This is a genomic window from Mitsuokella jalaludinii DSM 13811, from assembly GCF_000702905.1.
Taxonomy (GTDB): domain Bacteria; phylum Bacillota; class Negativicutes; order Selenomonadales; family Selenomonadaceae; genus Mitsuokella; species Mitsuokella jalaludinii.
Map to the genome: position 1 here is coordinate 21,262 of NZ_JNKR01000014.1, position 26,144 is coordinate 47,405.

The window sequence follows — 26,144 nt, forward strand, 5'->3', positions numbered from 1 at the left end:
GGAGATAGAAAATGCAGGTTTCCATTAAATGGTTGAAGGATTATATCGATTTTGACTGGTCGGCAGAGGAACTGGCTGATCGCTTCACGATGGCCGGCGTGCCAGTCGAGAACGTCATCCGCGCAGATGAAGGACTCGATAAGGTCGTCACGGGCCGCATCGAGAAGCTTACGAAGCATCCGGACTCGGATCACCTCCAGATCTGCCAGATGAATGTCGGCGAGAAGGAGCTCGTCCAGATCATCACGGGCGCCCAGAATGTGGCAGAGGGCCAAGTCGTGCCGGTCGCGATGATCGGCGCGCATCTTCCGAATGGCCTTCATATCAAGAAGGGCAAGCTGCGCGGGCTGCCGTCGAACGGCATGCTCTGCTCGGCCGGTGAACTCCACCTCGACCTCACGAAGCTGACGGAGGAAGAGAAGGACGGCATCTACATCCTGCCGTCGGACACGCCGGTCGGCGTGCCGGCCAAGGATGTGCTCGGCCTCGACGATGTTGTGCTCGAGTTCGAGCTCACGGCAAACCGCGGCGACTGCTTCAGTGTCATCGGCCTTGTGCGCGAGATCGCCGTGCTGACGGGCAACAAGCCGAAATGGCCGGTCATCGCCTGCAAGGAGGATGATGAAGCCAAGGCAGCGGACATGGTCTCGGTCGGCATCGAGGCGCGCGACCTCTGCGACCGCTTCAGCGCGCGCGTCATCAAGAACGTCAAGATCGGCCCGTCGCCTGAGTGGATGCAGCAGCGCCTCGAGGGTGCTGGCATCCGCGCCATCAACAATGTCGTCGATGTGACGAACTTCGTCATGATCGAGCTCGGCCAGCCGATGCACGCCTACGACTACGATGAGATCACGGGCCACACGCTGACGGCCCGCCTCGCAAAAGCGGGCGAGAATCTCCACACGCTCGACGACAGCTCGCGCCTTGCCAAGGGCACGGAGCTCGTCATCGCGGATGCAGAGCATCCGGCGGGCCTCGCAGGCATCATGGGCGGCCTTGAGACAGAGGTCACGGAGAAGACGCGGACGGTCGTGCTCGAAGCTGCGTCGTTCAACGGGCCGAGCATCCGCCGCACGGCGCGCGCCTGCGGCTTGCACTCGGAGGCTTCGGGCCGCTTCGAGCGCGGCGTCGACGTGACGAATACGCCGCGCGCACTCGAGCGCGCCTGCCAGCTGTTGCAGGACATGGGCGCCTGCACGGTCACGCAGGGCATCGTTGACTGCTACCCGGATAAGAAGCAGCCGGTGACGATCGACTACACGACGGACGAGATCAATCGCCGACTCGGCACGGCTATCCCGGGCGAGGAGATGGTCAAGATCCTGACGTCGCTGGGCTTTGAGGTTGAGGCCAAGGGCAATGAGAGCTACCATGTCACGGTGCCGTCGTGGCGCAATGACTGCACGTACATGGAAGACCTCTCGGAGGAAGTCGCGCGCATCTATGGGTTCGACAATATTGCGAGCACGACGCCTTTCGGGCGCATGGTCCAGGGCAAGCAGAGCGCGAAGCAGAACTTTGTCGACAAGATCAAGCACACGCTTACAAGCCTCGGCATGACGGAAGAGCTGTCGTTCGCCTTTACGAGCACGGATCTCTTCGACAAACTGCTCGTGCCAGAGGATTCGCCGCTCCGCCAGGCCATCCCCATCCTGAACCCGCTGACGGATGAGGCGCCGCTCGTCCGCACGTGCCTCTTGACCTCCATCATGGAGAATGCCGTGCGCAACTTCTCGCGCAAGAACAACGACATCAAGCTCTTCGACGTCGCACCAGTATTCCTGCCGAAACAGCTGCCGCTGACGGAACTGCCGGAGGAGCGCCTGATGGTCGCGGGCCTCATCACGGGCCGCCGCGAGGAAGTCGGCTGGAATCAGGGGAATGAGATGGTTGACTTCTTCGACATGAAGGGCATTGTCGAGGAACTCTTCCGCGCCCTCGGCATCTCGAAGTACACGGTCGAGGCAGGCGAGCACTTCGCCATGCATCCGGGCAAGACGGCCCTCTTCAAGAAGGGCCGCGAGGTGATTGCTTCTGTCGGTGAGCTCCACCCGCAGGCTGCCGAGAACTTCGGCATCAAGCAGAAGGTCTATCTCTTCGAGATGGACCTCGAGGTCCTCATGAAGTACACGGGCAAGAGCTTCCACTTCGAGTCGCTGCCGAAGTACCCGGCCATTGCGCGTGACCTCGCCATCGTCGTCGACGAAGACGTTGCTTCGGCCGATATCGAGCGCGTCATCGCGAAGAACGGCGGCAAGCACTTCAAGGATGTCACGCTGTTCGACGTCTACACGGGCGAGCATGTCGCAAAGGGCAAGAAGAGCATGGCCTTCAACCTGCAGTTCCAGTCGAAGGATAAGACGTTGACGGATGAAGAAGCCGATGCAGCCTTCAAGAATATCCTCAAGGCTGTCGAGAAGCATTTCGCAGCAGAGCTGCGCGCCTGACCGTCAAGAGCATGACAGGAATGACAGCATGACTGGAGGTGCATCGCATGGCTGATGTGGAACAAAAGACACCACAGCGCGTCGTCGTCGAGATCTTCGGCGACAGCTACCCGCTGCGGACAGATGACCCCGAGCGCCTCAAGAAGCTCGCAGCCGGCCTTGACCATCTGATGAAAAAGATGGCGGGCAGCGTCAAGAGCTTTGACGGCACGAAGATCGCTGTGCTTACGGCCCTGCAGATCGTCGATGAGTACGACAAGCTCAAGCATGATTACGATGAGCTCGTCGAACTGCTCGACGAGAAATGAGGAATCCGCATACGGTCCGCAAAGAGGCCGCCCGCAGGGGCGGCCTCTTTGTTTGCCTTCCCTTGGATGATGTGCGTAGCTGAAAAGAATTGAGCGGTCATGGCATCTGTGATAGAATGAGGAAAGACTGATTGGGCGCAGAGCATGCGGCCCCTGAAGATAGGAGACAGAAAGAAGATAAAAAGGATGGTGCATCATCATGTCTGGAGAATGTGACAAGAAGTGCGGTCATCGACACGATCGTGCGATGGAGAAGAGACGTGCGGCGCGTTTCATGCTGCCGATGGCTGCTCTCGGACTGATTGCCTGGCAGAGTGCTGCTCTGGCTGCTGTGCCTGCGGTAGCACAGGCGGGGCAGGTTGTACCGGTTGCACAGACGGCAGAGAAGGGACGGGCGGCAGCAGCACCATCTGCACAGCAGGAAGAGCGTGCAGATGCGATGAAGGGAGAGGCTGCAAGCCCTCATATGCAGCCTCGCGAAGTGTCTGAGACAACTGTAGCAGCTGAGGCAAAGACTGAAGCTGCCAAGGAGAAGCGCAAGGATGTCGAGGTGCAGCTCGAGTATCTTGACGGCCGCTTCTTCAAGAAGCGCAACGTCGATCTCTACAATGTGCACGTCTATCGCCAGTACAAAAAGCTTGGCGCGCTCTCGCTGCACTACGGCCTGACGTTCGAACGCGCGACGGGCTACACGACAGAGGATGATATCTGGCGCGATGCTGAGGCCGTCGGCTTCGGCCCATCTTACATGATGCGCTGGACGAAGCACGTCTCGGGCAAGCTCGACGGCTCCGTCGACGCCTCGGGTAGCCTGCTGGCCTACAACCACGCACATCCGGGCAATGGCCGTGCCTACGGTTTCCTCTGGCGCATCGGCCCGCGCCTGACGTATCACTACACCGACCGCGATTCGTTGAGCCTTGCCTACCTCTTCCATCATTCGTCGAACGGCATGGGCACCCACAATCCGGGCTACAATGGCGTCGGCTTCTCGCTGGGATTCACGCACTGGTATTGAATCACATAGCTGTTTGCTATTCTCTGAAAGAGCACCTTCTCTTAGAATCGGTATTCTAGAGAGGGTGCTCTTTTTTACGAATAGCTATTTGTAATAATATAAATATTTTAAATCTTTGCAGGATTTGGAGGTATCTGCACAGAAAATATAAATATCCGCTGGATGTAGACAAGTAGGGTGCGGGAATGTGTACACCGTATCAGCTCCGGAAGGCGGAGCAGAGTATTTGATTCGAGAGGAGGATTCTTTCATGCAAACTCGACAGAATGAAGCAGGTTTCACCTTGATCGGCATGCTGATTGCCGTGGGCATTGTGGCAATCCTCGCGATGATTGCCGTACCGAAATTCACTTCTGCCATCACGTCGGCCAATACGGCCAAGATCCAGTCTGACTTGTCCACACTGGACACAGCGATTGCCGTCTATGAGATCGATACGGGCAAGACGCCGGGGGCAATCGCGGACCTGAAGGATTATCTGCAGGATACGACGATAGCGCCGCCGAAGGGGAAATGCTACTTAGAGGGTGCAGCTACAGAGATCACGGCTAAAGAGTACACCATCGATACGGCGAACAGCAGGGCACTTTGCCAGGGCAAGACCGTCGGTGCATTCACAAAAGAGAAAAGAGCTGCAGATGTGAAACCGGAAAGTGGAAATACTGGTACAGGTGGTTGAGTAATGGCTAAGCAACTGTCCTTACAGGTATGCATCATTATCATGATGATACTGTTTTTGATGTTTGCCGGACTGTCACTGGTTGACATGGAGTGCCTTGCGATGGCCCGCGGTGGTCTGTTCTGCGTGTTTTTGCTCGCCATGGCAGTCATCGACTTCCGCACAGGACTGCTGCCGGATAAGGGAAATCTCTATCTGGCCGCTCTCGGTCTGGTGATGGCTGCAATCGTGGGCAGTCTGCGGGATGCACTCTTGGGCGCTTTGCTCGGCGCAGCCCTGCTCTTTGCTCTGCGCACGCTGTCGCGCGGCGGCATCGGGCTCGGCGACGTCAAGTATGCGGCGGCCTTCGGCATCTGGCTCGGCTGGCAGGGAACATTATTGGCTCTCATGCTGGCCTTTGCTCTCGGGGCCTGCCTGGCGCTCGTCTTGCTCGGCATTGGGCGGCTGGGCCGTCGGGACAGGCTGGCTTTTGGCCCGTTCCTGTCGGCGGGGGCATACCTGAGCTACATCGGCAGTGCGGCATTCTGGTCTGCCTATGAGGTCCTGCTATGAAGGAGCATGGCTCTCTGCTCATCGAGGTCATCATCGCCTGCGCCGTCCTCGCGGTGTTTGCGATGGTGGCGCTGCCGAACGGGCTGGCAATCTACCGCGAAGCGGCAGTGGAGTACGAAGTGCAGTGCCTTCTGAGCGATATCCGCTACATGCGCGAGGTCTCGCGCACGACGGAACGCTGGCCGAAGAGCATGGAGCGGAGAGATGCGTATCAGCTGCCGCTGCGCCGCCAGGCGCAAATGCGATTCCGGCGCGGCGGCTACACCATGCTGGCTGGTTCGGCTGTGCACAGCAGCCATGATTTCCTGCCAGGTATCGTGATCACGGGGCGCTTTGCCACAAGCTCGAGGGACGGCATTGCTCTGACGTTTGGTGATGACGGCCTCTTGGCGACACCGTGCACGATGTTGATCTACATGGAGGGCCATCCGCAGTCGGCGCGCAAGCTGATCCTGAGTGCGGGCGGCCGCTGCCGCGTGGAGAGGAGTGTAAAATGACGCGATGGTCGGATGCGAGCGGCTTTTTCCTGCTCGAGACAATGGGGGTGGCGGCCGTGCTCATCGTGATGGCCGGTGCCCTGATGCTTTTCCGCCAGGGTGTGCTCATGGAGGAGCAGACTCGTTTCGAGGCGGCGGCGACTTGCTTGGCGGAGTCAGAACTGGCTCACATCGAGTACCGCGCCGCAGCTGGAACGCTGACAGAAGGCGCGTCTGAGCGCAGGGAATACGTCGTGTTCTCACCGGCTGCCATTGGATCTGCCACTGAGGATGAAACGGGAGGTGACTTCCTGCTCCGCACGGATATCCAGCGGATGGAGCAGGAGGGCACCTATCTCGCTGCCGTGACCGTCGCATGGCAGACGCGCGGCGGGCGACAGCACAAACAGTCGTATCAGAGGAGGGTAGGAGTGTATGAAAGGGAGCCGTAACACATCGGGATTCATCCTGCTCGACATGCTCGTCTCTCTGCCCATCCTCGTCTTTCTCCTGGCAGCGATGGGGGCCATGGCAGTCATGGCCTTCCGCGCTGCCTTTTTCATGATGGCGGACAGTGAGCTGCAGCAGGAGGTCCAGATGGCTGTGCGCCAGGTAGCTGAAGACGCGCGGACCTCGTATGTAATCCGAGGCTTCACGAAGGACGAGAAACCTGGCTACACCTTCTATCAGTACCGCTCGCCGGATGAAGCTTCCTCGAGTACGTTCCGCACGCAATACTGGGTCCATAAGGTGGGGAATGTGGACAAGCTCGTCTGGAAGGATGAGATGCGTCCGCTGACGGGCAATCACTCGCTGGCGGGCGTCGACATCACGGCATTCTCCTGTAGCGAGGTCGCACCGCGCCTGCACGAGATACGGCTGACGGGCAGGAGTCGCGTGACGCGCCACAGCTACACACTTGCCGTCTGTGTCTACGGGCCAGAGCGGATGGATTAGTGAAGGAGGGAAAGGCGATGGGACGGGAGGGCCAGCAGGGGTCGGCTGTCATCTGGGCGCTTCTAGTGACAATATTTGCCATGATGCTCGCCACGGCCGTCTGCTACACAGCCTACAACAGCCGGAAGATGGCGGCCTCATACGAGCGCGAAGTGACACTGCGTTTGGCGGCAGAGGCAGCCTTGCTGGAGGCCTTGCAGCGTGTCGAGAAGGAGCCTGTTCTCGTCGATACAGGCATGATAATCGCGCCGCGCGAGGTCGAGACGGAGAAGGGCACGCTCGTCGTGCAGGCCGCAGCGGAGCAGAAAGCGGGCTCTTACTGGCTCGTCGCTGTGGCGCGCGAGAAGTCGGGTGACGTCTGGCAGCGCCATAAGATCGCGCGAGCCCGCTTAGAGAAGAAGGAGGATGGCTATGTCTGGAAGGGAAGGAGCCGCTGAGGCACGCGGCAGGATGGGGAGTCTGCAGGCGCTCTGCCGCGGCCTGCTGGCAGCGTGGCGCAGCAGAGATGCAGTCCGTGAGAGCAGCTGGCTCTGGGATGGGCGCCGTCGCGTCGTCGGGATTGCCGAGGCCTCCGGAGGCAGGGCTCTGCTCTTTGCCGAGCTGCTGGCAGAGGGCGAGTCGTATCAGCTCGTGCGCACGGCAAAAGAGCAGCTTGCAGGCGATGTCACGATGGCGGAGGCCGCTGCCATGCGCGCCAAGCGGGAAGGCTGGCAGGCGCTTGATTTTGCCGTCTGTCTGCCAGATGAGGTGGTCCGCTTCTATGAGATGGAGCTGCCGCCTCACATGGAAGGAGACGAGTGGCGCGAGGCGGCGCACTGGGAGCTCGATGCGCGCCTGATGGCCGAGGGGCTCGATGCTGATGCGTATGCGATGGCTTATCGCCGCCAGGGCGAGGTTTCTGTGATGCTCGCCGCTGCTGAGCATCAGTATCTGGAAGGCCTCCAAGCAGGTTTTGCTTCACAGGGCATCGCCCTGCGCGGCATGGCTGCTCTTGCGCCTGATGATGGCAGCGGTGAGGCTCTGATGGCCGCGCACGGCCTGGAGCTCTTGCCGGCGCAGCGCATGTTCCTGCCGGCCATCGCCGCTGCCCTTGCTGCGCTTTCGGACGAGCTGGTTCTGAGCCTGCGGCTTTGGGGCGAGATGATTCCGAGGCGTCACTTCCGCTACCGTCGCTTGGCCGCTCTCTGCTGCGCCGTGACATTCCTCATTCTCTTTGCCGCGGCTTTTTTTGACACGCGGGCCTATTTCGAGGCAAAGCGTGACTGTGAGCGGGAGGAGCAGGCGCTCGCACTGCTGCAGCGCGACGAGAAGACGATGAGGATGACGGCGAAGCTGCAGCAGGAAATCCAGCAGCGCGATGCGAAGGCAGCGCGCCTCGTGGAGGGCGCCATGCCCTGGTACAGCGTGATGGTCCATCTCGGGCGGCCGGAGCTGCAGACGGAAGGCGTCTGGCTCAAGTCCGTCGCGCTGCGACAGGACAAGAAGATCGAGATACGCGGCGCGGCGCTCAGCTACGGCGCGCTCTCCTCGTTCCTGCAGTCCTTCGAGGCGGACCGGGACTTCTTCCCGCAGGGGCCGATACTCGAGGAGTCAGCAGAGGAAACGGAAGCAGAGAAGCCTGGCATCACATTCCGCATCAGCTTGGGCATCTAGCGTAAAGGGGGCTGGGTATGGTGAAGGGAGTAAAATGGCTGAAGCATTGCGGCGGGGAAGGCCGCTTTTCCCTCGGCTGCTGTCTCACATGCTTCGCGGCACTGTTGCTCTATCTGTTCTTCGTGCACCTGCCGTTGCAGGAGGCATGCGCTTCGTACGAGGGGCGGCGGGCGGAACTGCGCGGGCGTCTGGCCGCTGTCATGAACTTCAAGAATGTGCACGGCGATATGGCGGCGTACGCCAAAGAACTCTCAGATCGGGAGGTGCGCGCGCAGCGCGTGCTGCCGATGAGTCTCGGGCAGGGCGTCTTCTTGCAGGAGCTCCAGCAAAAAGCCCTGCAGAGTCAGGTGAAGCTCCAGAAAGTCGTACCGGCTGAGACGCGCACGGTGGACGGCGTGCAGCAGATGCCTGTCAGCATATCCTGCAGCGGCTCGTACTTTGCTGTGCTCGACTTCCTGCGCCGTATGCAGCAGTCAGAGCGCCTGCTCTCTATCCATGAGACACGCATCGAGCAGCGCACGGAAGCGCAATCGGAAGTCGGGGCGCTTCAGTGTCAGCTTGTTGTCACAGCCTACGCCTGGCCACAGGACGGCGCGCAGGACGGGATGGAAGGCGAGGAAGGAATGTCTCGTGAGTGATGACATCTGGATGCTGAAATAAGACCTTGATTTATAGGCTCGTATCCTTTACACTGTAATCAATAATGATTTGAAATACGTGAGGTGTATGAATATGAGCGAATTGCGTTTTATGACAGCAGGCGAATCACACGGTCCGTGCCTGACGGCTATCTTAGAGGGCCTGCCAGCCGGTCTCAAGCTAGATCTCGATGCAATCAACAAGGACTTGGCGCGCCGCCAGCAGGGCTACGGCCGCGGCGGCCGCATGAAAATCGAGAAGGACAAGGTCAACGTCCTCTCAGGCGTGCGCTTCAATGAGACGATTGGCGGCCCCATCACGCTGCAGGTCGTCAACCGCGATTTCCAGAACTGGGGCGAGCGCATGGCGGCGTTTGGCGAGCCGGCCGGTGAGAAGGTCACGGCGGCACGCCCGGGCCATGCGGATTTCACGGGCATCCGCAAGTATGACCGCGAAGATGTCCGCGACATCCTCGAGCGTTCGAGTGCGCGCGAGACGACGATGCGCGTGGCCGTTGGTGCCGTGTGCAAGGAATTCCTCAAGGCACTCGGCATCACAGTCGTCTCACAGGTCGTGAACATCGGCGGGGTGGCTATTGACCCGGCGAAGGTCGACCGCGCAAAACTTGGCGAGGATGTCGGCTCGGAGCTCAACTGCTACGACGCCGAGGCAGAGGCGAAGATGAAGGCGAAGATCAAGGAGGCGCGCAAGGCGGGCGATACGCTCGGCGGCATCTTTGAGATCACGGTGCGCGGCCTGCCGGCAGGACTTGGCAGTCATATCCAGTGGGACCGCCGCCTCGACGGCAAGCTCGCCGGCGCCCTGATGTCCATCCAGGCCATCAAGGGCGTGGAGATCGGCGCAGGCTTTGACTGCGCTATCCTGCCGGGCAGCCAGATCCACGACGAGATGTTCCTCGACGAGGCGGGTAAGGTCTACCGCAAGACGAATCGCGCGGGCGGCCTTGAGGGCGGCATGACGAATGGAGAAGAGCTTGTCGTCAAGGCGGCAATGAAGCCAATCCCGACGCTCATGCAGCCGCTTCATTCGGTCGATATCGAGAGCCATGAGGAAGTGCTGGCCTGCAAGGAGCGCAGCGATACGTGTGCTGTCTCGGCAGCCTCTGTTGTCGGCGAAGCCATGACGGCTTTTGTCATGGCGCAGGCCATCTGCGACAAGTTCGGCTCGGATGCGATGGTGGACCTCCAGGCAGCTCTCGCCGCCTACAAGGCGCGCATCGGGAAGGAATGGTGATGGCGGTGAAGAACATCGTGCTGATCGGCTTCATGGGGACGGGCAAGACGAGCACGGGCCGCGTGCTCGCACAGAAGCTCGGTGCCGCCTTCCTCGACCTCGACCAGGAGATCGAGCGCGAGGCGGGCATGGCCATCCCCGACATGTTCGCGCAGAAGGGGGAGGCGTACTTCCGCGCGCGAGAGCACGAGATGGTCGAGCGCGTTGCAGGGCGCAGGAACGCCGTCATCTCGACGGGCGGCGGCACGGTCAAAGATCCCCGGAATGTAGCAGCTTTGCGCGAGAACGGCGTCATCGTCTGCCTGCAGGCAGACGTCGAGACAATCCTCGAGCGCACGGCCAGCAAGGGCGAGCGACCCGTTCTCGACAAGGAGGACCAGGGCAACCGCCGCCTGGCAATCGAGAAGCTCATCGAGGAGCGGCGCGAGCTCTACCGCCAGGCGGACTTCTCGGTCGATACGAGCAAGCTCTCGCCGCTGCAGGTCGTCGAGGAAATCCTTCATTATCTGAAAGCAAGAGGTGTCGTCCATGCGTAAGGTACGCGTCGCTCTCGGAGAAGAGAGCTATGATATCGTGATTGGTTACGGTCTGGAACAGGAACTTCGGGCATTCGTGCAGGGAGCCGGCTTTTCGCGCCAGGCCATGCTCGTAACAGACAGCAATGTCGGACCGCTCTACGGCGAGAACGTTCGCGCCATCCTAGAGGCCGGCGGCCTCTCGGTGACGGTCGTGACGATTCCCGCCGGTGAGAGTTCCAAGAGCCTCGCTGTTGCGGAGAAGCTCTACACGAGGGCTATCGAGCTCGGCCTCGACCGCAAGTCGCCGATCTTTGCGCTCGGTGGCGGTGTCGTCGGCGACCTCGCAGGGTTCATCGCGGCGACGTACATGCGCGGCGTTCCGTTCGTGCAGCTGCCGACGAGCCTCCTGGCGCAGGTCGACTCGAGCGTCGGCGGCAAGGTGGCCGTCAACCACGCGCTTGGCAAGAACCTCATCGGGGCCTTTTACCAGCCTGAGGCCGTATTCATGGACCTCGCCATGATGGAGACGCTGCCGAAGCGCGAGATCTACACGGGCCTCGGCGAGATCATCAAGTACGGCATCATCTACGATGCGGACTTCTTCTCGTATCTTGAGCAGCATGCCGATGCCGTGCTCGCGCTCGAGCAGGAAGCTGCCGTCCACATGATCGCGCGCTCGTGCGAGATCAAGGCGGCCGTCGTCAGCCAGGACGAGAAGGAGAGCGGCCTGCGCCGCATCCTGAACTTCGGCCACACGATGGCGCATGCCATCGAGAAAGAGACGGGCTATCTCCGCTACAACCACGGCGAAGCCGTTGCCATCGGCATGGTCGGCGCGGCGGACATCAGCGCGCGCCTCGGCATGATAGAGGAGGCGGATGTCGCGCGCGTCACAGCGCTGATCGAGCGCCTGCACCTGCCGACTGTAGCAGAGGGCTGCACGGTCGACGCGATGTATCAGGATATCTTCCACGACAAGAAGACCATCAATGGCAAAGTCAACTGGGTCCTCATGAAGGGAATCGGCGAGGTGACCTGCCGCAACGATGTGCCGGAAGACATCGTGCGCGCTGCGATGGCCGCGCGCATCGGCAAGTGACGCCGGATCTAAAAAAATTGTGAAGGGCGGTTGAAACCGCCCTTTTTTTATGGTATGCTATCTAGGTATATGGACGGTCCTCTGAGTGAGCATCGGGCTTGCCATGAACGTCTGACATCAAGGAGGAAAAAAATGAACATCATCGAAACCTTAGAAAAAGAACAGCTCCGCTCGGATATTCCGGATTTCGCACCTGGTGACACGGTCCGCGTCCATGCCAAGATCGTCGAGGGCTCCCGCGAGCGTATCCAGATGTTCGAGGGCGTCGTCATCAGCCGTCAGGGCACGGGTGTCCGTGAGACGTTCACGGTTCGCCGCATCTCCTACGGTATCGGCGTTGAGCGTATGTTCCCGGTACATTCCCCGCGCATCGAGAAGATCGACGTTCTCCGCAAGGGTATTGTCCGTCGTGCAAAACTCTATTATCTGCGCAACCTTACGGGTAAAGCTGCTCGTATCAAAGAAAAACGCTAATCTGCGTACGGTAGGGACTGCTTTGGCAGTCCCTATTTGTTTGTGAACAGGAGGAACACTATGAGTTCATTGGGAGAAGAGGCTAAAGACTGGGTCATATCCATTGTCATCGCGATTGTCCTGGCCTTCATCATCCGTCAGTTCGTTGTCGAGCTCTACATCGTCGACGGCCCGTCGATGCGCCCGACTCTGCAGTCGCAGGAGAGGCTCGTCGTCAACAAGTTCATCTACGATTTCCGCGCGCCGCAGAAGGGCGAGATCCTCGTCTTCGAGTATCCGCGCGATACGAGCCGCGACTTCATCAAGCGCGTCATCGCGACGCCGGGTGACACCATCGAGATCAAGGATGGCCGCGTCTACGTCAACGACCAGATGCTCGATGAGGACTACATCCTCGAGAAGACGCGCAGCGAGTACCCGAAGGCGACGGTGCCGCAGGGCACGGTATTCGTCATGGGCGATAACCGCAACAACTCGGAGGACAGCCGCTTCGCCGATGTCGGCTTCGTGCCCTACAAGCTCATCAAGGGCAAGGCCGTGCTCGTCTTCTGGCCGCTCAGCGCGTTCAAGACGCTGCCTTGACGGGGAGGGACGTATAGATGAAGTGCATTTCCTGGAATGTCAATGGCCTTCGGGCCTGCCTCAAGAAGGGCTTCATGGAGTCGTTCGTGAAGCTCGATGCAGATATCTTTGCCCTGCAGGAGACGAAGATGCAGCCTGAACAGGCCATCCTCGACCTGCCGGGCTACAAGCAGTACTGGAACAGCGCGGAGCGCAAGGGCTATTCGGGCACAGCGGTCTTTTCGCGCATCGAGCCGCTTTCGGTGACGTACGGCCTCGGCATCGAGGAGCATGACCATGAAGGACGCGTGATCACGCTGGAATTCCCTGACTGCTATTTCGTGACGGTCTACACGCCGAACTCGAAGCGCGGGCTTGAGCGCCTTGCCTACCGCATGGAGTGGGAGGATGCGTTCCGCGCGTATCTCGTGACCTTAGATGCGAAGAAGCCCGTCATCGTCTGCGGTGATCTCAATGTCGCGCATGCGGAGATTGACCTCAAGAACCCGAAGACGAATCACCGCAATGCGGGCTTCACGGACGAGGAGCGCGGCAAGTTCACGGAACTCCTGGATGCGGGCTTCATTGATACGTTCCGCGCACTTTACCCGGACCGCGCGGGCATCTACACGTGGTGGTCCTATCTGCGCAAGGCGCGTGAGACGAATGCGGGCTGGCGCATCGACTACTTTGTGACGTCGGCGCGGCTGCGCGAGAAGATTGCGGATGCGACCATCCACAACGAGATCTTCGGCAGCGACCACTGCCCGGTCGGACTGGAGCTCAGAGCATGATAGCGACAGCTCTGGAGAAGGGCCGCAAGAAGACGAATCTGACGACGCTCTGTTACATCGAGCAGGACGGCAAGTACCTGATGATGCACCGGGTCAAGAAGGCGCATGACATCAATCACGACAAGTGGATTGGCGTCGGCGGCCACTTTGAGCCGGATGAGACGCCGGAGGAGTGCCTGCTGCGCGAGGTGCGGGAGGAGACGGGGCTCGTGCTCGACTCGTTCCGGCTGCGCGGCATCATCACGTTCATGTCGGACAAGTGGCAGACGGAGTACATGTTCCTCTACACGGCAGATGCGTTCCACGGGCAGCTCGTCGGCCGCGACGACTGCCGCGAGGGCACGCTCGAGTGGGTGGCGAAGGATGCGGTCTACAACCTGCCCATCTGGGAGGGAGATAAGATCTTCTTCCGGCTGATGGAGCAGCAGGAGGCGGTGTTCTCGCTGAAACTCCGCTATGTGGGAGATGCGCTCGTCGAGAAGGCGCTGGATGGAAAGGCGTTCTGAGGTGTGAAGAGCGTTTAAAATTGAGATAGGAAAACCCGGTACGAGCCAATCCTCGTACCGGGTTTTGTTTTGCATCGTGTGGGGCGGGCGAGGGCACCTGCTCCGGCTTCGCCGAAGTCAGCCTTTTTCTATCGTTACGCTGACGTCGTAGAAGGTGCTGCCGCCCTCTTTGTCGGTGAGGCGCATGGAGGTCAGGCGGTTGGTGTTGCCGTCTTTGGTGTAGCACTGCCACCAGACGCCTTCGGTGACGAGAGTGCCGCGCTTGACGCGGTCGGAGGTCTTGATGGTGAAGTGGGCTTGGCCGCGCTTATTGCGGGCTCGGACGGGGTCGCCGTCCTGGAGACTGCGTTCGGCGGCGTCGTCTGGGTGGATGAGGAGTGTCATGACGCCATCGCGCGTGAGCTCTTCGCGTTCGTTGAAGGAACTGTCGAGGATGCGCATGTCGGGGGCGTTGATGAGTGGGAAGGGCTCTGCGTCGCCGTGGGGCGGGAAGTAGTCGGGCAGGGATGGCTGGCAGGCTGGATTCTCGATCTCGATTCTCTGGGAGGGTGTCTGGAAGTCCATCTTGTAGTCTTTGGGCAGAGGCAGGTTGACGGGGCGGCAGTCTCGGAGCTGCTGGAGCGCGTCTTCGCCGAGAGGCAGGGGCCAGGCTCTCTTTGTGCTGTCGATGAGCTCTTCGACGAGTTCTTCTTCACTCTTGTCGAAGATGGGGTCAGCAAGGTGCATGGCTTTTGCGAGCAGGCGGGCGGTCTGCCAGTTGCTCTTGCTCTCGCCGACGGGCGGGATGACGGCCCGGGCGCGCTGAATGGCGTAGTGGCCGTAGGAGTAGTAGATGTCTTCACTCTCGAGCGAGGTGGTGGCGGGTAGGATGATGTCGGCATAGCGGGTGGTGTCTGTGAGGAAGCGCTCGTGGACGACGGTGAAGAGATCTTCGCGCTGAAGGCCCCGCAGGACTTGATTCTGGTCGGGAGCGGTGCAGGCGGGATTGGAGGAGTAGACGTAGAGCGCCTTGATGGGCGGTGTCAGGCTCGCATCGTTGAGCGCGCGGCCGAGCTCACACATGTTGATGTGGCGCACGCCGGGACGTTCGAGGTCAGGGCGGCGGATGATGCTCTTGTCGAAGGCGTGGCTGCCAGAGGCGGAGGTCAGGAGGCCGCCTCCCTTTTTTGCATAGGCGCCGACGAAGGCGGGCAGGCAGGTGATGAGGCGCGTCGTCATGGAGCCGTTGGTGTAGCGCGACTGGCCGCTGCCGAGACGGATGAAGGGGGCGCGGGCACGTCCGTAGGCGCGCGCGAAGCTGCGGATGTCTTCAGCGGGGATGCCGGTGATGTCTGCGGCGGCTTCTGGCGTGTAGCGCGGCAGGATCTTGCGTTCGAGTGCTTCGGCACCCTGCACATGCCTGCGCAGGAAAGCGCGGTCGCAGAGGCCTTCTTTGGCAAGCACGTGCAGCACGGCGAGGGCGAGAGCACCGTCGGTGCCGGGCCGCGGGCAGAGGAATGCGTCGGCACAATCGGCCGTCTTCGTGCGGTACGTGTCGATGCACCAGATTTTCGCGCCCCTTTTGCGGGCAGCCTCGATGTCATGGCGGAAGTGGATGTCGGTCGCGAGCATGCTGATGCTCCAGAGTATGATCATGTCGCTTTCTTGTGCCTCCTGCGGGGCAGTCGGCAGAGTCGCGCCCATGACATCGCGGTAGCCGCGGCTCTTAGCCGGCGCGCAGATGGTGCGGTCGAGACTCGTGGCGCCGAGCGCGTAGAAGAGCGCATGACCGGCGCTGTAACCGATCGTGCCCATCGTGCCGGCATAGGAGTAGGGCAGGATGGCCTCGGCGCCGAAGTCATCGATGATGGACTGCCAGTGCTCGGCGATCTCAGCGATGGCTGCATCCCAGCTGATGGGCTTGAAACGTCCTTCCCCCTTCTTGCCGATGCGCTTCAAGGGTGTCATGATGCGTCCCTTGGCGTGGACGGTGCGCTCGTAGTGGGCCATCTTGGGGCAGAGCGTGCCGCGCGTGAAGGGGTGATTGGGGTCGCCTGCAATGTGGACGGCGCGGCCATCCTGCACGGTGACGAGCAGACCGCAGCAGTCGGGGCAGTCGTAGGGGCAGACGGACGGCTTGATTTCGTTCATAAGAACCTCCTGTAGGCAGATGTGAGATGTCTCTATTATACCATAGCTCATGGCCGGACGCCTCATGCAGGAAAAATGGGATTGCAGGAGGAGAAGGCTCTATGATAGAATGGTAAGCAGTGCAATTTGACCTGTATCATTCATATATATTGGGAGGAAAAGGATTTTGTCAGCTTTAAGCGAAGAACTCGATAAGGAAATCAAGAAGCGCCGCACGTTTGCGATCATCTCGCACCCGGATGCCGGTAAGACGACGCTGACGGAGAAACTCTTGCTCTACGGTGGTGCCATCCACCTCGCGGGCTCCATCAAGTCGCGCAAGACGCAGCGCCATGCGGTGTCGGACTGGATGGAGATCGAGAAGCAGCGCGGTATCTCGGTCACGTCGTCGGTGCTGCAGTTCGACTACGCGGGCTGCCGCATCAACATCCTCGATACGCCGGGCCATCAGGACTTCTCGGAGGACACGTACCGCACGCTCATGGCCGTCGACAGTGCCGTCATGGTCATCGATGTCGCGAAGGGCGTCGAGGCGCAGACGAAGAAGCTCTTTAAGGTCTGCAAGCAGCGCGGCATCCCCATCTTCACGTTCGTCAACAAGCTCGACCACTACGGCAAGCTGCCGATCGACATCATGGACGAGATCGAGAACGTGCTCGGCATCCGCTCGTATCCGATGAACTGGCCAATCGGCCAGGACGGTCAGTACATGGGCGTCTATGACCGCCGCAACAAGAAGGTCCTGCTCTTTGCCGCTGATACGACGCACGGGCAGGAGGCGCGCATCGCCGATGTCTACGAGCCGGATGACCCGGCTGTCATCGAGCGCATTGGCGAGGATACGTGGCAGGCCCTGCAGGACGACATCGAGCTGCTCGACGAGGCCGGCGAGGCGTTCGACATGGAGAAGGTCAATTCAGGCGAGCTCACGCCGATGTTCTTCGGCTCGGCCATGACGAACTTCGGCGTGCAGGACTTCCTCGAGGGCTACATCCGCATGGCGCCGACGCCGCAGCCGCGTCTGTCGAGCGATGGCCTCATTGCGCCGGACGACGAGAAGTTCTCGGGCTTCGTCTTCAAGATCCAGGCCAACATGAATCCGGCACATCGCGACCGTCTGGCCTTCATCCGCATCTGCTCGGGCAAATTCGAGCGCAACATGAGCGTCTGGCACGAGCGCTCGGGCAAGATCATCAAGCTCGCGCAGCCGCAGCAGTTCCTCGCGCAGGACCGCCAGATCATCGACACGGCCTACCCGGGCGACATCGTCGGTCTCTTCGACCCGGGCATCTTCGGCATCGGCGATACGATCTGCGACGAGAGCCACAAGTTTAAGTACGCTGACTTCCCGGTCTTCCCGCCCGAGAAGTTCGCGCGCGTACAGGCGAAGGATACGATGAAGCGCAAGCAGTTCGTCAAGGGCATCGAGCAGCTGACGCAGGAAGGTGCTATCCAGCTCTTCCAGCAGGCAGGTGCCGGCATGGAGTCGTACATTGTCGGCACAGTCGGCACGCTGCAGTTCGAGGTCCTCGAATACCGCCTCAAGAACGAGTACAACGTCGACATCACGATGAACATGCAGCCGTATGAGGTCGCGCGCTGGCTCGCCTTCAAGGACGGCCGTGAAGTCACGCCGGCTGCTCTCAAGGGCGCCGACCGCGGCATGTTCGTCTACGACCGCAAGGGCAACCCGGTGCTGCTCGTCAGCAACGAGTGGGCACTCGGCTGGATCATGGACAACAACCCGGACCTCATCCTCAATCACGTGCCGTTTGATCGCAAAGAGGCCTGACGCGCCGTTTTTGGCATCAGAAAACCCCAGACAGGGCGAAAGCCTTGTCTGGGGTTCTTTTATTCTCCTGAGGATAAGTTCCGCTGGATGCGCAGCATCACATCGTTGAGGCCCTGCAGCATTTCGGGTGAAAGGCCCTGCAGAGCCTTGCGGCGGTGTTCGGCCACGGCGCTGGACAAGTCGCGGTGGGCTTGTGCGCCCTTTTCCGTGAGCTCGATGAATTTGCCGCGGGTATTGGGATGGGCGACGCGCGTAATCAGGCCTTTCTTCTCCATCTTCGTCAAGGTCTTGGAGATGGCCGCGGGCTCTACGCCCAGGTATTGGCTCAGTGCGGTCTGTGCACAGTCCTCGCGGTGATGGATCAGGTTCAGGATGGTCCATTCGGAGCTATAGATGCCAGTGTCGGCAATCTCCTGATTCAGCGTCTTGGAGAAGAGCCGCATCGTCTGGTAGAGCTGGTGAATCAGGCGGTCACTGTCGCTCTCCTGCCAGATGGTCTTGTCCATGGTTTACTCCTCTGCTTCTTCTGGCTGGCGCACCTGGCGGGACAGGCGGTGCGTCAGCAGGCCGAATAACACGAAGGCGGCCATGATGGCGAGGACATAGCGGTACATGGTGATGTAGCCGACCGTGTCGGCCAGGCTCCCGAGCACGACGATGCCGGTGCTCGTGCCGATGTCCAGCATGTTGTAGAAGGTGGCACTGGCAGCGCTGCGGCGGTCTGCCCGGACGACATTGAGCATCCAGGTCATGAGTGCCGGCAGCAGGAGGCCGGCACCGAGGCCGTAGAAGACGGAGGCGGTGAGCAGCATGGGCAGACTGCCTGCTGCGAGGATCAGGGCAAGGGCCACGCAGTAGAGCAGGGCTCCTGGAATCACGACGGCAAAGGCGCCGTAGCGGTCGAGAAGGCGACCGCCGAACGGGCGGGACAGGAAGATGAAGACGGTTCCCACGATGAAGAACAGGCCGGCACTGCTGATGCCGGCCTCAGCGGCCATCATCGCGATGAACGTGTTGACGCTGCCGTAAGCGGCGCCGAAGAGGATGGTCAGGATGGCGGGGACGCCAGTCCCTGACTCATAGAGGCGGTTGCGGAAGGAGAGGTGCACGGCCGGCACGGGGAGCGCCGGTTCCCTCTCGGCTGTGCGGTCCTGGCGGGCGGCAAGAAGCGCTGCGAGCGTCGCGACGCCAGAAGCGATAAACAGGGCCCAGGGGCTGATGTCGGAAAGCAGCACCAGGCCGAATGCCGGAGCCAGTGCCATCGCGATCGTGCTGCCAAGGCCGAAGTAACCGATGCCCTCACCGCGGCGCGAGGCAGGGATGACGTCAGCGACCAGCGCTGCGGCGAAGGTCGTGCTGAGCCCAAAGCCGAAGCCGTGGATGACGCGGGCGATGACGATGGCACCGACGGAATCCAGCAGTGCGTATCCCGCCGTTGCCAGCAGGGAGAAGAGAAGACCGGCATAGAGACAGGTCTTCTTGCCGAAGGCACGCACGCCGGTGTCGGTGAACAGGCGGATGAAGATGGCGGAATACCCAAAGATGCCGGCAATCAAGCCGATCTCTGAGCCAGATGCACCCAAGCTTGCCACGTAGATGGGCAGCGTCGGGAGCAGGATATGGAATCCGGCAAACAGCAGGCCATTTGCCGCAGTCAAAGCAATGAAATCTCGGGACCAAAGTTTTTCTGTTGTCATGAAGACGACCACTCCTTTTCGATATGAATATTAACTAGTTAATTTAAGTTGCGTTAACTAGTTTAATCTATTTGGCGCACTTTGTCAAAGGATAAATGTTGACATATCCCTGGCTGGAGTGCGTGGGTGTTCAGAAATAGCGCTGCCGGATGGCGTGGATGGCTTCATCGAGGCTGCTCGGGCGGAAGTGGATGCCGTAGCCAACGAAGATCGGCGGCGTGGCGAAGCGCGGCAGGAGCTTGACGGCGATACGCCCGCCGAGGTCGTAGAAGAAGATGTTGTAGCTCTGCGTCTGGCTGCCGAAGTGATGCGTGAGGAAGTCGACGATGATCTGGATGAAGTCTGCCGTCGTGTCGATGGCAGCTGACGTGAGCTTCTTTGGCAGGATGTTGAACTCCCAGAAGCCGATGCGCGGCACATCGGAGACATTGAGGGTGACGCCGTCGCGCTCGCAGATGACGGGGCCTTCGAACTCTTCCGGGTGGCAGAGCAGCTCCTTCTTCACGTGTGGAAGGCCGACGAGCTGCATGTGGGGGTGGCGGATGGTGCCGCCGGAGAGCGGTCCGTAGTTCTTGAAGAAGAGCACGGCCTCATAGCGGCAGCTTTCTCTGAGCTCCTGCCACATGCGGAGCCCGAAGCGGATGAGCGCGTGCATGTGCTCCTTCGTGTAGGCGGGCATGTCGCTCTTGCATTCGCGCCCCTCGATGAGCACGAACTGGTCGGCGCCTTCAATGACATTGTATTTGTTGCGCAGGAAGATCATGTCGCCCTCCGTTGCGATGACATCCGTCAGGTTCGCGCGGTCGCAGAACGGGCAGGCCTGCTCGCTGTGGCGTATCGTTTCGGGTTTATGGCGGGCTGCGCTGACGTCGAAGCCCATGAGATTGATGTCCATGCTGCTTTCCTCTCTATATTTGTCAAGAAACTACTGGATTGATTCGTCCAATAATGATATAATCTCAATGTTGAGTACCATTATAGCGGTATACGGACGTTTTTGCAATTTGAGAGAGGCGGGGGAACCTGCCTTTCTTCTTTCCTAGTTCCAGCTGGTTCCAGCAGTTTTCGCAAATCTATGCACGTAGGCGGTGTTTTCCATTAGCAAGCAAGATGTAGAGGCAAATGTGCAGTCGGTGCAGCAGCCTCAGAAGTCCCCGGAAGCGGGGAAGAAGTCCAGTAAGGGAGAGTCCTTCCTCAAGGGCACGTTCATCCTGACGATTGCCGGCTTTGTCGTCAAGGTCATCGGCTCCCTCAACTGGATCTTCGTATCGCGTATCCTCGGCGGTGAGGGTATCGGCCTTTACCAGATGGCCTTCCCAATCTATTTCTTCGCGATGACGGTCTCACAGGCCGGCGTGCCGGTGGCCATCTCCATCATCACGGCGGAGCGCGTGGCGCTCAAGGATATCTATGGCGCCAAGCGCGTCTTCCGCATCTCGATGGGACTGATGCTCGTCACGGGCCTTTTATTCTCCATCCTGACGTATTTCGCAGCGGACTGGCTCATCGAGTGGCACTTCATCCGCGATGCGCGCGCGTACCTCTCGATGGTCGTGCTCGCGCCGACGGTATTCTTCGTGACCTTCCTCGCGGCTTCGCGCGGCTACCTGCAGGGCTGGCAGCGCATGACGCCGACGGCCGTCTCGCAGATTGTGGAGCAGATCTTCCGCGTCATCACGATGATCCTCCTCGCGCAGCTCTTCCTGCCCTGGGGACTCGAGTACGCTTCGGCCGGCGCTTCGCTCGGCGCACTCGTCGGCGCGGTCACGGGCCTCATCGTGCTCGTCTACTACCACTGGAAGCTCGACCGCGATATCGAGCGCGACTACGGCCACGACATAAAGCCCTTGCCGGGCACGGAGCACGAGTCCATCCTCAAGATCATGCGCCGCATCTTCATGTTGTCGCTGCCAGTCTCGGCGGCGAGCATCATGCTGCCGGTCGTCTCGAACCTCGACCTCATGATTGTGCCGCAGCGTCTCGAGGTCGCGGGCTACAGCGTCAATGAGGCGACGGAGCTCTTCGGTTACCTGACTGGCATGGCGGTGCCGCTCGTCAATCTCTCGTGCATCATCACGGCTTCGATGGCCATGAGCATCGTGCCGGCCATCTCGGAGGCGCGGGCCCTGCGCGACATGAAGCGCGTCTACAATCAGACAGCGGCTTCGGTGCGCATCTCGAACTTTGTTTGCTTCCCGGCCTTTGTCATCGTCTTCGTGCTCGCGACGCCAATCTCGTCGCTCATCTACAATGCGCCGGGCGCCGGCCCGGCCGTCATGATCTCGGCCTTCAGCATCGTGCTGCTCGGCCTGCATCAGGTCTCGACAGGCATCCTGCAGGGCCTTGGCCATCCGACCATCCCGATGGTCAACATGATCCTCGCGGCGGCCGCTAAAGTCATCCTCAACTGGGAACTCACCGCTCTGCCGTGGCTCGGTATCATGGGTGCGGCCTGGGCGACGGCGGCGGACATGGGTGTCGCAGCCATCATCAACCTGTTCTTCATCTACAAGTTCATCGGTTACCGCATGGAGATTCCGCAGCTCTTGAAAACGCTGTTTGCCGCGGCAGTCATGGCGGTCGCCGTCTACTTCTTCTATGACTGGACGATGGCCTGGTGGAATATCGGTGCCATCTCGACGTTCGGCGCGGTGTTCTTCGGCTGCTTTGTCTACATCGCGGTCATGCTGCTCGTCGGCGGCCTGCTCGAGGATGACCTCGCACGCATGCCGATGATCGGCCGCATCGGCATCCGCATCCTGCGCCGCATCGGCGTATTCAAATCGTGAGAATATCATTTCGGAATAGATAGGGGGAACGCATCTTGAAGAAGCTCGTGCTCTTCTACAATCCTGTTTCAGGGCATGCGGCGTTCAAGAATAAGCTCGACTGGATGGTCGAGGCTTTTCAGCGCCGCGGCATCCTCGTCGTCTTTTACCGCACGCGCAAGGAGGGCAATGAGGCCTTCATCCCGTTCGTGCGCGAGGTGAATCCTGACGGCCTGCTCGTCGCAGGCGGCGACGGCACGGTCCATGAGATCGTCAACCTCATGATGAGGGGCCATCTCGACTTGCCGCTCGGCATCATCGGCAGCGGCACGTCGAATGACTTTGCGACGTATCTCGGCGTCAATGCGGACCTTGAGGCGTACCTCGATACCATCGTCTCGGGCCGCTCGCGCCGCGTGGACCTCGGTCTCGTGGACGGCACGTACTTCATCAATGTCGCGAGCGGCGGCGCGATGGCCTGCATCGCGCACGAGGTCAATGTGCGCATCAAGAATTCGCTCGGCAAGATGGCGTACTACCTCAAGGGTATCGGGGATCTGCCGAAGTTCCGCTACTTTCCGCTCAAGATTGAGGCGGATGGGGCGCATTATGAGCTCGAGACGTTCCTCTTCGTCATCATCAATAGTCCGGTCGTCGGCAGCATGAAGAATGTGGCGCGCGGTGTGGCGGTCGATGACGGCAAGCTCGATCTGCTGTCAATCGGCAAGTGCAGCATCCCGAAGCTCATGAGCATCACGGCAGACCTCATCGCGGGCAAGCCGGTGTCGGAGCGGGAGAACGTGCTGCATGTGCAGGCGAAGTCGTTCCACATCGAGTCGGGCATCTCAGTCGAGAGCGACATCGACGGTGAGTGCGGGCCGATGTTGCCGCTGCGCATCGAGACCGTGCCGCGGGCAGTGGCGATTTACTGCTGAAACACACCTACAACTGCATATAAAAAGGCTGCGCATCATGGTTACGATCGATGCGCAGTCTTTTTCAGTATGGAATGGGTGTGCGTTCCGGCTTCAGCGTTCAGCCGAATGGTACCCCGGTATTATGCATCGTGATCATCGAGCTGGCCGAGGTAGTGGGCGACGAACTGCTGGGCGGTGCGGCCGCTGCGGCCGCTGTGGGTCATTTCCCAGCGGACGCCTGCGATGCGCAGTTCTTCTGGCGTCAGCTTGATGCCCTCTTTGCGCAGCATGTGGTCGATGATGGCGAGGTACTCTTTCTGGTCGGGAGCGTAGTACTGGATGATCAGGCCGAAGCGGTCGGAGAGGGAGATCGTCTCGTTCATGCTGTCGTCGCGGTAGACGTCGTCCTGGCTCTCGCTGCGGTCGCGCCAGCTCTCGCGGATAAGGTGGCGGCGGTTGGAGGTAGCGTAAATGAGGACGTTCTCGGGGCGCGATTCGACGCCGCCCTCGATGGCGGATTTGAGGTACTTGTACTCGGCATCGGATTCCTCGAAAGAGAGATCGTCGAGGAAGATGATGAAGCGCTTGCTGGCGAAGTAGCGCAGGGCGTCCATGATGTCGGGCAGGTGGCTGAGCTGGGGCTTGGTGAGCTGTAGGATGCGCAGGCCGCGGCTGTAGTAGACGTTGGCGAGGGCCTTGACGGCGGAAGACTTGCCGGTGCCGCGTGCGCCGACGAGCAGGACGTTGTTGGCGGGCTTGCGCTGGACGAAGGCTTCGGTATTGTCAATCAGCTGCTCTTTCTGGTGCGCGTAGCCGATGATGTCTTCCATCTGCATGGCCTCGAAGTGGCGGATGCCGATGAGGCGCTGGAGCTTCGCATCCCAGCGGAAGGCTTTGAAGGAGGCGATGTCGCCGTAGCCGAAGCTCTGGTAGTAGCGCAGCAGGGCCTCGGCGAAATTTTCGGCAGTGCGGGCGTTCTTGAGCAGCTCTTCGAGTGCGGTCGAGGCCTCTGTGTGGAGCGGCACGGTCGGCTTGTAGGCGTCGAGTAGCGTCAGGTCGAGGTAGAGGCTCGCTGGCTCAGTCAGGAAGGGCAGGAGCAGCGTGAGGTCGTGCAGGAAGGCCTGCTTGAGGCTCGTCCCGACGGGGCTGTCGTGCATCTCGATGGTCTGGGCAGCGAGGTTGGGGTCGTGCACGAGCAGGTAGATGATGTAGCTGCGCAGCAGGTTGCCGTGCAGGCCGACATCTTCAGCCGTCTCGATGATTTTCGCGGCGCACGGCCCTGTCTGGCGCTTGTCGCCGTCGAGCACGGCCATCAACGATTGGATGGCCGTGTCATCGAGCAGGCTGCGGCAGATCAGCAGTTTGTGCAGATTCGGGTATTCAGACATGGTAATTCCTCCTGATAAAATGCATGTGTTAGTGAGATAGTCTCCTCATTATACTCTGTATCGGCATGATTGTAAACATGTAAACTGAGATTCAGGCATGTGAGGCGTTCGTGAGGAAGTGCGGTGAGCTGGTGAAATCGCTCTGCTTGAGGCTCGCGAGCGGCGCTTCTGCGGGCAAGGCCAGGGCGCGCAGTTCGGTGGCCTTGGTGTCGAGGGCGAGCATCGCCTGCAGCGGTGTCAGGCAGCCTTCGAGGCGCTGGCGGGAGTTGAGTGCGGCGCTGACCTTGGTGATGAGGGGGAGCGTGCTGCGCTTCTTGATCTCGTGCAGGAGCTCGCGGCCTGTCTCGTCAAAGGTGAGCACGCGCGCGTATAGAGGGCCTGTCTCATCGGCGGTACGGGCAGCATGCTCCGTCGAACCGAGCAGCAGATGCGGGATGATGCGGCTGATACGGCTCGCGGGATAGCGGCTGGTGACCATCTTGGCGAGGAGTCCTGCAAGTGAACGGCTCTGTGCGCTTTTGGCGAGCAGCCGGTTCGCAAGCCCTTCCTGCAGGCCGAAGACCGCCTTGAGTTCGCCTTCCTGCATCGTCAGCAGCCGCGCGAGCAGGGGGGCAAAGAGACGCTCCGTCGAGGCAATCTCCGCGGGGCACGCCTGACGGATGGCAGCGTACGTCGCCTCGGGCAGGGACTCCTCCAGTGCCGCGAAGTCGGGCTGCGCTTTTGCGAGCTCTCTGCGGATAGCCGAGGCGCTGGCAAAGTGGCCGAGTGACGGCGCATGGTAGCCCGCGCCGCGCCGCGCGACTAGCAGCGGCTCGATGCCCGGTGCATAGTGCTGCAGTGCGCGCAGGTACTCGATGGCGAGGATGTTGTTGGGCTGCCGCAGAAGATCTGCCGCAAGGCCACTCTCCTGCGCTAAGATCGCAGTCAGGGCCTTTGCGTATGAAGCGCCTGCGCGCAGGGCTTCATGGAGCTTTGCCTGCGTCTCTGGTGCGTCGATGGCGCGGGCTGCTGTCATGAGCGGCGTGAGTTCGGGGCATTCCGCGCCAAAGGAAAGCGTCTCGACACAGCCAAGCCCCTGTAGCAGCCGCACGCCCCCGCGCGCAAAGTCCTGGGCGCTGCGGCAGGCAAAGAGGAAGGGCAGTTCGAGGACGAGCTGGCAGCCGCCGCGCACGGCGAGGTCCGCGCGTTGCCACTTGTCAAAGATTGCCGCCTCGCCGCGCTGCGTGAAACTGCCGCTCATCACCGCGATGATAGCCGCATCATCGTCAAAGCGGGAGCGCACGGATTCGCGGATGGCACGGAGCTGATAGGCGTGGCCCTGATGGAAGGGATTGTATTCGGCGATGATGCCAACGACATGCATAAGGAAGAGCTCCTTTCGTGTGATAACTAGATACGAATGTATGGCATGTACCACGATCGATTCGATGTATGAGGTACTTGCGACAAGGGCCGGAACATATCCCCCCGCTCCCTTGCTGATGCACCGAGCCCCCAAGAATCAGCGGTGGGAATCA

Annotated in this window: 27 protein-coding genes; 21 read left to right on the plus strand and 6 right to left on the minus strand. The window is 60.5% G+C overall.

Annotated features, from left to right (window positions below):
- Window positions 1–11 precede the first annotated feature (11 nt).
- The 18 genes from pheT to T518_RS07860 all read left to right on the plus strand — a co-directional run bounded on the left by pheT (window position 12) and on the right by T518_RS07860 (window position 13,935).
- Window positions 12–2,447: a phenylalanine--tRNA ligase subunit beta gene (gene pheT / locus T518_RS07775; RefSeq protein ID WP_036377867.1), complete on the plus strand. Its 2,436-nt coding sequence runs from the start codon at window positions 12–14 to the stop codon at window positions 2,445–2,447.
- Window positions 2,448–2,494: 47 nt separating this feature from the next.
- Complete coding sequence (locus tag T518_RS07780) at window positions 2,495–2,755, plus strand: cell division protein ZapA (RefSeq protein ID WP_036377870.1); 261 nt, start codon at window positions 2,495–2,497, stop codon at window positions 2,753–2,755.
- A 199-nt stretch (window positions 2,756–2,954) separates the two neighbouring features.
- Window positions 2,955–3,773, plus strand: coding sequence for an acyloxyacyl hydrolase (locus T518_RS11415; protein ID WP_051652251.1), 819 nt, complete (start codon window positions 2,955–2,957; stop codon window positions 3,771–3,773).
- 250 nt (window positions 3,774–4,023) lie between these two features.
- The gene (locus T518_RS11420; RefSeq protein WP_051652252.1) at window positions 4,024–4,452 is read left to right on the plus strand and encodes a competence type IV pilus major pilin ComGC; all 429 of its coding nucleotides are present in this window, start codon (window positions 4,024–4,026) and stop codon (window positions 4,450–4,452) included.
- A 42-nt stretch (window positions 4,453–4,494) separates the two neighbouring features.
- Entirely contained in the window at window positions 4,495–5,004 is a 510-nt protein-coding gene (locus T518_RS07795) for a prepilin peptidase (protein WP_162177220.1), read from the plus strand.
- Window positions 5,001–5,501 carry a pilus assembly FimT family protein gene (locus T518_RS07800; protein ID WP_036377873.1) on the plus strand — a complete coding sequence of 167 codons (501 nt, stop codon included), beginning with the start codon at window positions 5,001–5,003 and terminating at the stop codon, window positions 5,499–5,501. Before T518_RS07795 ends, T518_RS07800 begins: the two co-directional genes overlap by 4 nt.
- Window positions 5,498–5,932 carry a hypothetical protein gene (locus T518_RS07805; RefSeq protein ID WP_036377876.1) on the plus strand — a complete coding sequence of 145 codons (435 nt, stop codon included), beginning with the start codon at window positions 5,498–5,500 and terminating at the stop codon, window positions 5,930–5,932. Before T518_RS07800 ends, T518_RS07805 begins: the two co-directional genes overlap by 4 nt.
- Window positions 5,916–6,437: a hypothetical protein gene (locus T518_RS11425; protein WP_051652254.1), complete on the plus strand. Its 522-nt coding sequence runs from the start codon at window positions 5,916–5,918 to the stop codon at window positions 6,435–6,437. The genes T518_RS07805 and T518_RS11425 overlap by 17 nt, the downstream gene beginning before the upstream one ends.
- A 17-nt stretch (window positions 6,438–6,454) precedes the next feature.
- On the plus strand, window positions 6,455–6,874 hold the full coding sequence (locus T518_RS07815) for a hypothetical protein (RefSeq protein WP_036377879.1): 420 nt from the start codon (window positions 6,455–6,457) through the stop codon (window positions 6,872–6,874).
- Window positions 6,849–8,090 (plus strand): PilN domain-containing protein, encoded by a 1,242-nt coding sequence (locus tag T518_RS07820; protein WP_155948109.1) that lies wholly within the window; start codon window positions 6,849–6,851, stop codon window positions 8,088–8,090. Before T518_RS07815 ends, T518_RS07820 begins: the two co-directional genes overlap by 26 nt.
- Window positions 8,091–8,107: 17 nt before the next feature.
- Complete coding sequence (locus T518_RS07825; protein ID WP_036377885.1) at window positions 8,108–8,728, plus strand: type IV pilus inner membrane component PilO; 621 nt, start codon at window positions 8,108–8,110, stop codon at window positions 8,726–8,728.
- 94 nt (window positions 8,729–8,822) lie between these two features.
- A complete protein-coding gene (aroC, locus tag T518_RS07830) occupies window positions 8,823–9,983 on the plus strand; it encodes a chorismate synthase (protein WP_036377944.1) in 1,161 nt (386 codons plus the stop codon).
- 5 nt (window positions 9,984–9,988) lie between these two features.
- Window positions 9,989–10,519 carry a shikimate kinase gene (locus T518_RS07835; protein WP_036377947.1) on the plus strand — a complete coding sequence of 177 codons (531 nt, stop codon included), beginning with the start codon at window positions 9,989–9,991 and terminating at the stop codon, window positions 10,517–10,519.
- On the plus strand, window positions 10,512–11,600 hold the full coding sequence (gene aroB / locus T518_RS07840; RefSeq protein WP_036377888.1) for a 3-dehydroquinate synthase: 1,089 nt from the start codon (window positions 10,512–10,514) through the stop codon (window positions 11,598–11,600). The genes T518_RS07835 and aroB overlap by 8 nt, the downstream gene beginning before the upstream one ends.
- 132 nt (window positions 11,601–11,732) lie before the next feature.
- Window positions 11,733–12,074: a 50S ribosomal protein L19 gene (gene rplS, locus T518_RS07845; protein ID WP_036377891.1), complete on the plus strand. Its 342-nt coding sequence runs from the start codon at window positions 11,733–11,735 to the stop codon at window positions 12,072–12,074.
- 60 nt (window positions 12,075–12,134) lie between these two features.
- The gene (gene lepB, locus T518_RS07850; protein ID WP_036377894.1) at window positions 12,135–12,656 is read left to right on the plus strand and encodes a signal peptidase I; all 522 of its coding nucleotides are present in this window, start codon (window positions 12,135–12,137) and stop codon (window positions 12,654–12,656) included.
- A 17-nt stretch (window positions 12,657–12,673) separates the two neighbouring features.
- Window positions 12,674–13,429 carry an exodeoxyribonuclease III gene (locus T518_RS07855; RefSeq protein ID WP_036377896.1) on the plus strand — a complete coding sequence of 252 codons (756 nt, stop codon included), beginning with the start codon at window positions 12,674–12,676 and terminating at the stop codon, window positions 13,427–13,429.
- A complete protein-coding gene (locus T518_RS07860; protein ID WP_036377898.1) occupies window positions 13,426–13,935 on the plus strand; it encodes an NUDIX hydrolase in 510 nt (169 codons plus the stop codon). Before T518_RS07855 ends, T518_RS07860 begins: the two co-directional genes overlap by 4 nt.
- Before the next feature lie 117 nt (window positions 13,936–14,052).
- Here T518_RS07860 and T518_RS07865 read toward each other — a convergent pair whose 3' ends face one another.
- Window positions 14,053–16,065, minus strand: coding sequence for a molybdopterin-containing oxidoreductase family protein (locus tag T518_RS07865; RefSeq protein ID WP_036377900.1), 2,013 nt, complete (start codon window positions 16,063–16,065; stop codon window positions 14,053–14,055).
- Window positions 16,066–16,231: 166 nt separating this feature from the next.
- Between T518_RS07865 and T518_RS07870 the strand changes: the two genes are divergently transcribed.
- Complete coding sequence (locus T518_RS07870) at window positions 16,232–17,857, plus strand: peptide chain release factor 3 (protein ID WP_036377902.1); 1,626 nt, start codon at window positions 16,232–16,234, stop codon at window positions 17,855–17,857.
- 59 nt (window positions 17,858–17,916) lie between these two features.
- On the opposite strand, the gene T518_RS07875 is transcribed toward T518_RS07870, so the two are convergent.
- From T518_RS07875 to T518_RS07885, 3 genes are all read right to left on the minus strand, one after another.
- A complete protein-coding gene (locus T518_RS07875) occupies window positions 17,917–18,363 on the minus strand; it encodes a MarR family winged helix-turn-helix transcriptional regulator (protein ID WP_036377903.1) in 447 nt (148 codons plus the stop codon).
- A 3-nt stretch (window positions 18,364–18,366) separates the two neighbouring features.
- On the minus strand, window positions 18,367–19,515 hold the full coding sequence (locus T518_RS07880; protein WP_248617172.1) for an MFS transporter: 1,149 nt from the start codon (window positions 19,513–19,515) through the stop codon (window positions 18,367–18,369).
- A 169-nt stretch (window positions 19,516–19,684) separates the two neighbouring features.
- Window positions 19,685–20,449: a DUF4931 domain-containing protein gene (locus T518_RS07885; protein WP_036377907.1), complete on the minus strand. Its 765-nt coding sequence runs from the start codon at window positions 20,447–20,449 to the stop codon at window positions 19,685–19,687.
- A 238-nt stretch (window positions 20,450–20,687) separates the two neighbouring features.
- Between T518_RS07885 and T518_RS07890 the strand changes: the two genes are divergently transcribed.
- Both T518_RS07890 and T518_RS07895 read left to right on the plus strand, forming a co-directional pair.
- Window positions 20,688–22,343 carry a putative polysaccharide biosynthesis protein gene (locus T518_RS07890; RefSeq protein WP_036377950.1) on the plus strand — a complete coding sequence of 552 codons (1,656 nt, stop codon included), beginning with the start codon at window positions 20,688–20,690 and terminating at the stop codon, window positions 22,341–22,343.
- Between the two features lie 35 nt (window positions 22,344–22,378).
- Window positions 22,379–23,257: a diacylglycerol/lipid kinase family protein gene (locus tag T518_RS07895; RefSeq protein ID WP_036377909.1), complete on the plus strand. Its 879-nt coding sequence runs from the start codon at window positions 22,379–22,381 to the stop codon at window positions 23,255–23,257.
- Between the two features lie 122 nt (window positions 23,258–23,379).
- On the opposite strand, the gene T518_RS07900 is transcribed toward T518_RS07895, so the two are convergent.
- On the minus strand, window positions 23,380–24,627 hold the full coding sequence (locus T518_RS07900; RefSeq protein ID WP_036377911.1) for an ATP-binding protein: 1,248 nt from the start codon (window positions 24,625–24,627) through the stop codon (window positions 23,380–23,382).
- A 91-nt stretch (window positions 24,628–24,718) separates the two neighbouring features.
- Window positions 24,719–25,990 (minus strand): tRNA(Met) cytidine acetate ligase, encoded by a 1,272-nt coding sequence (locus tag T518_RS07905; protein ID WP_036377912.1) that lies wholly within the window; start codon window positions 25,988–25,990, stop codon window positions 24,719–24,721.
- Between the last annotated feature and the right edge of the window lie 154 nt (window positions 25,991–26,144).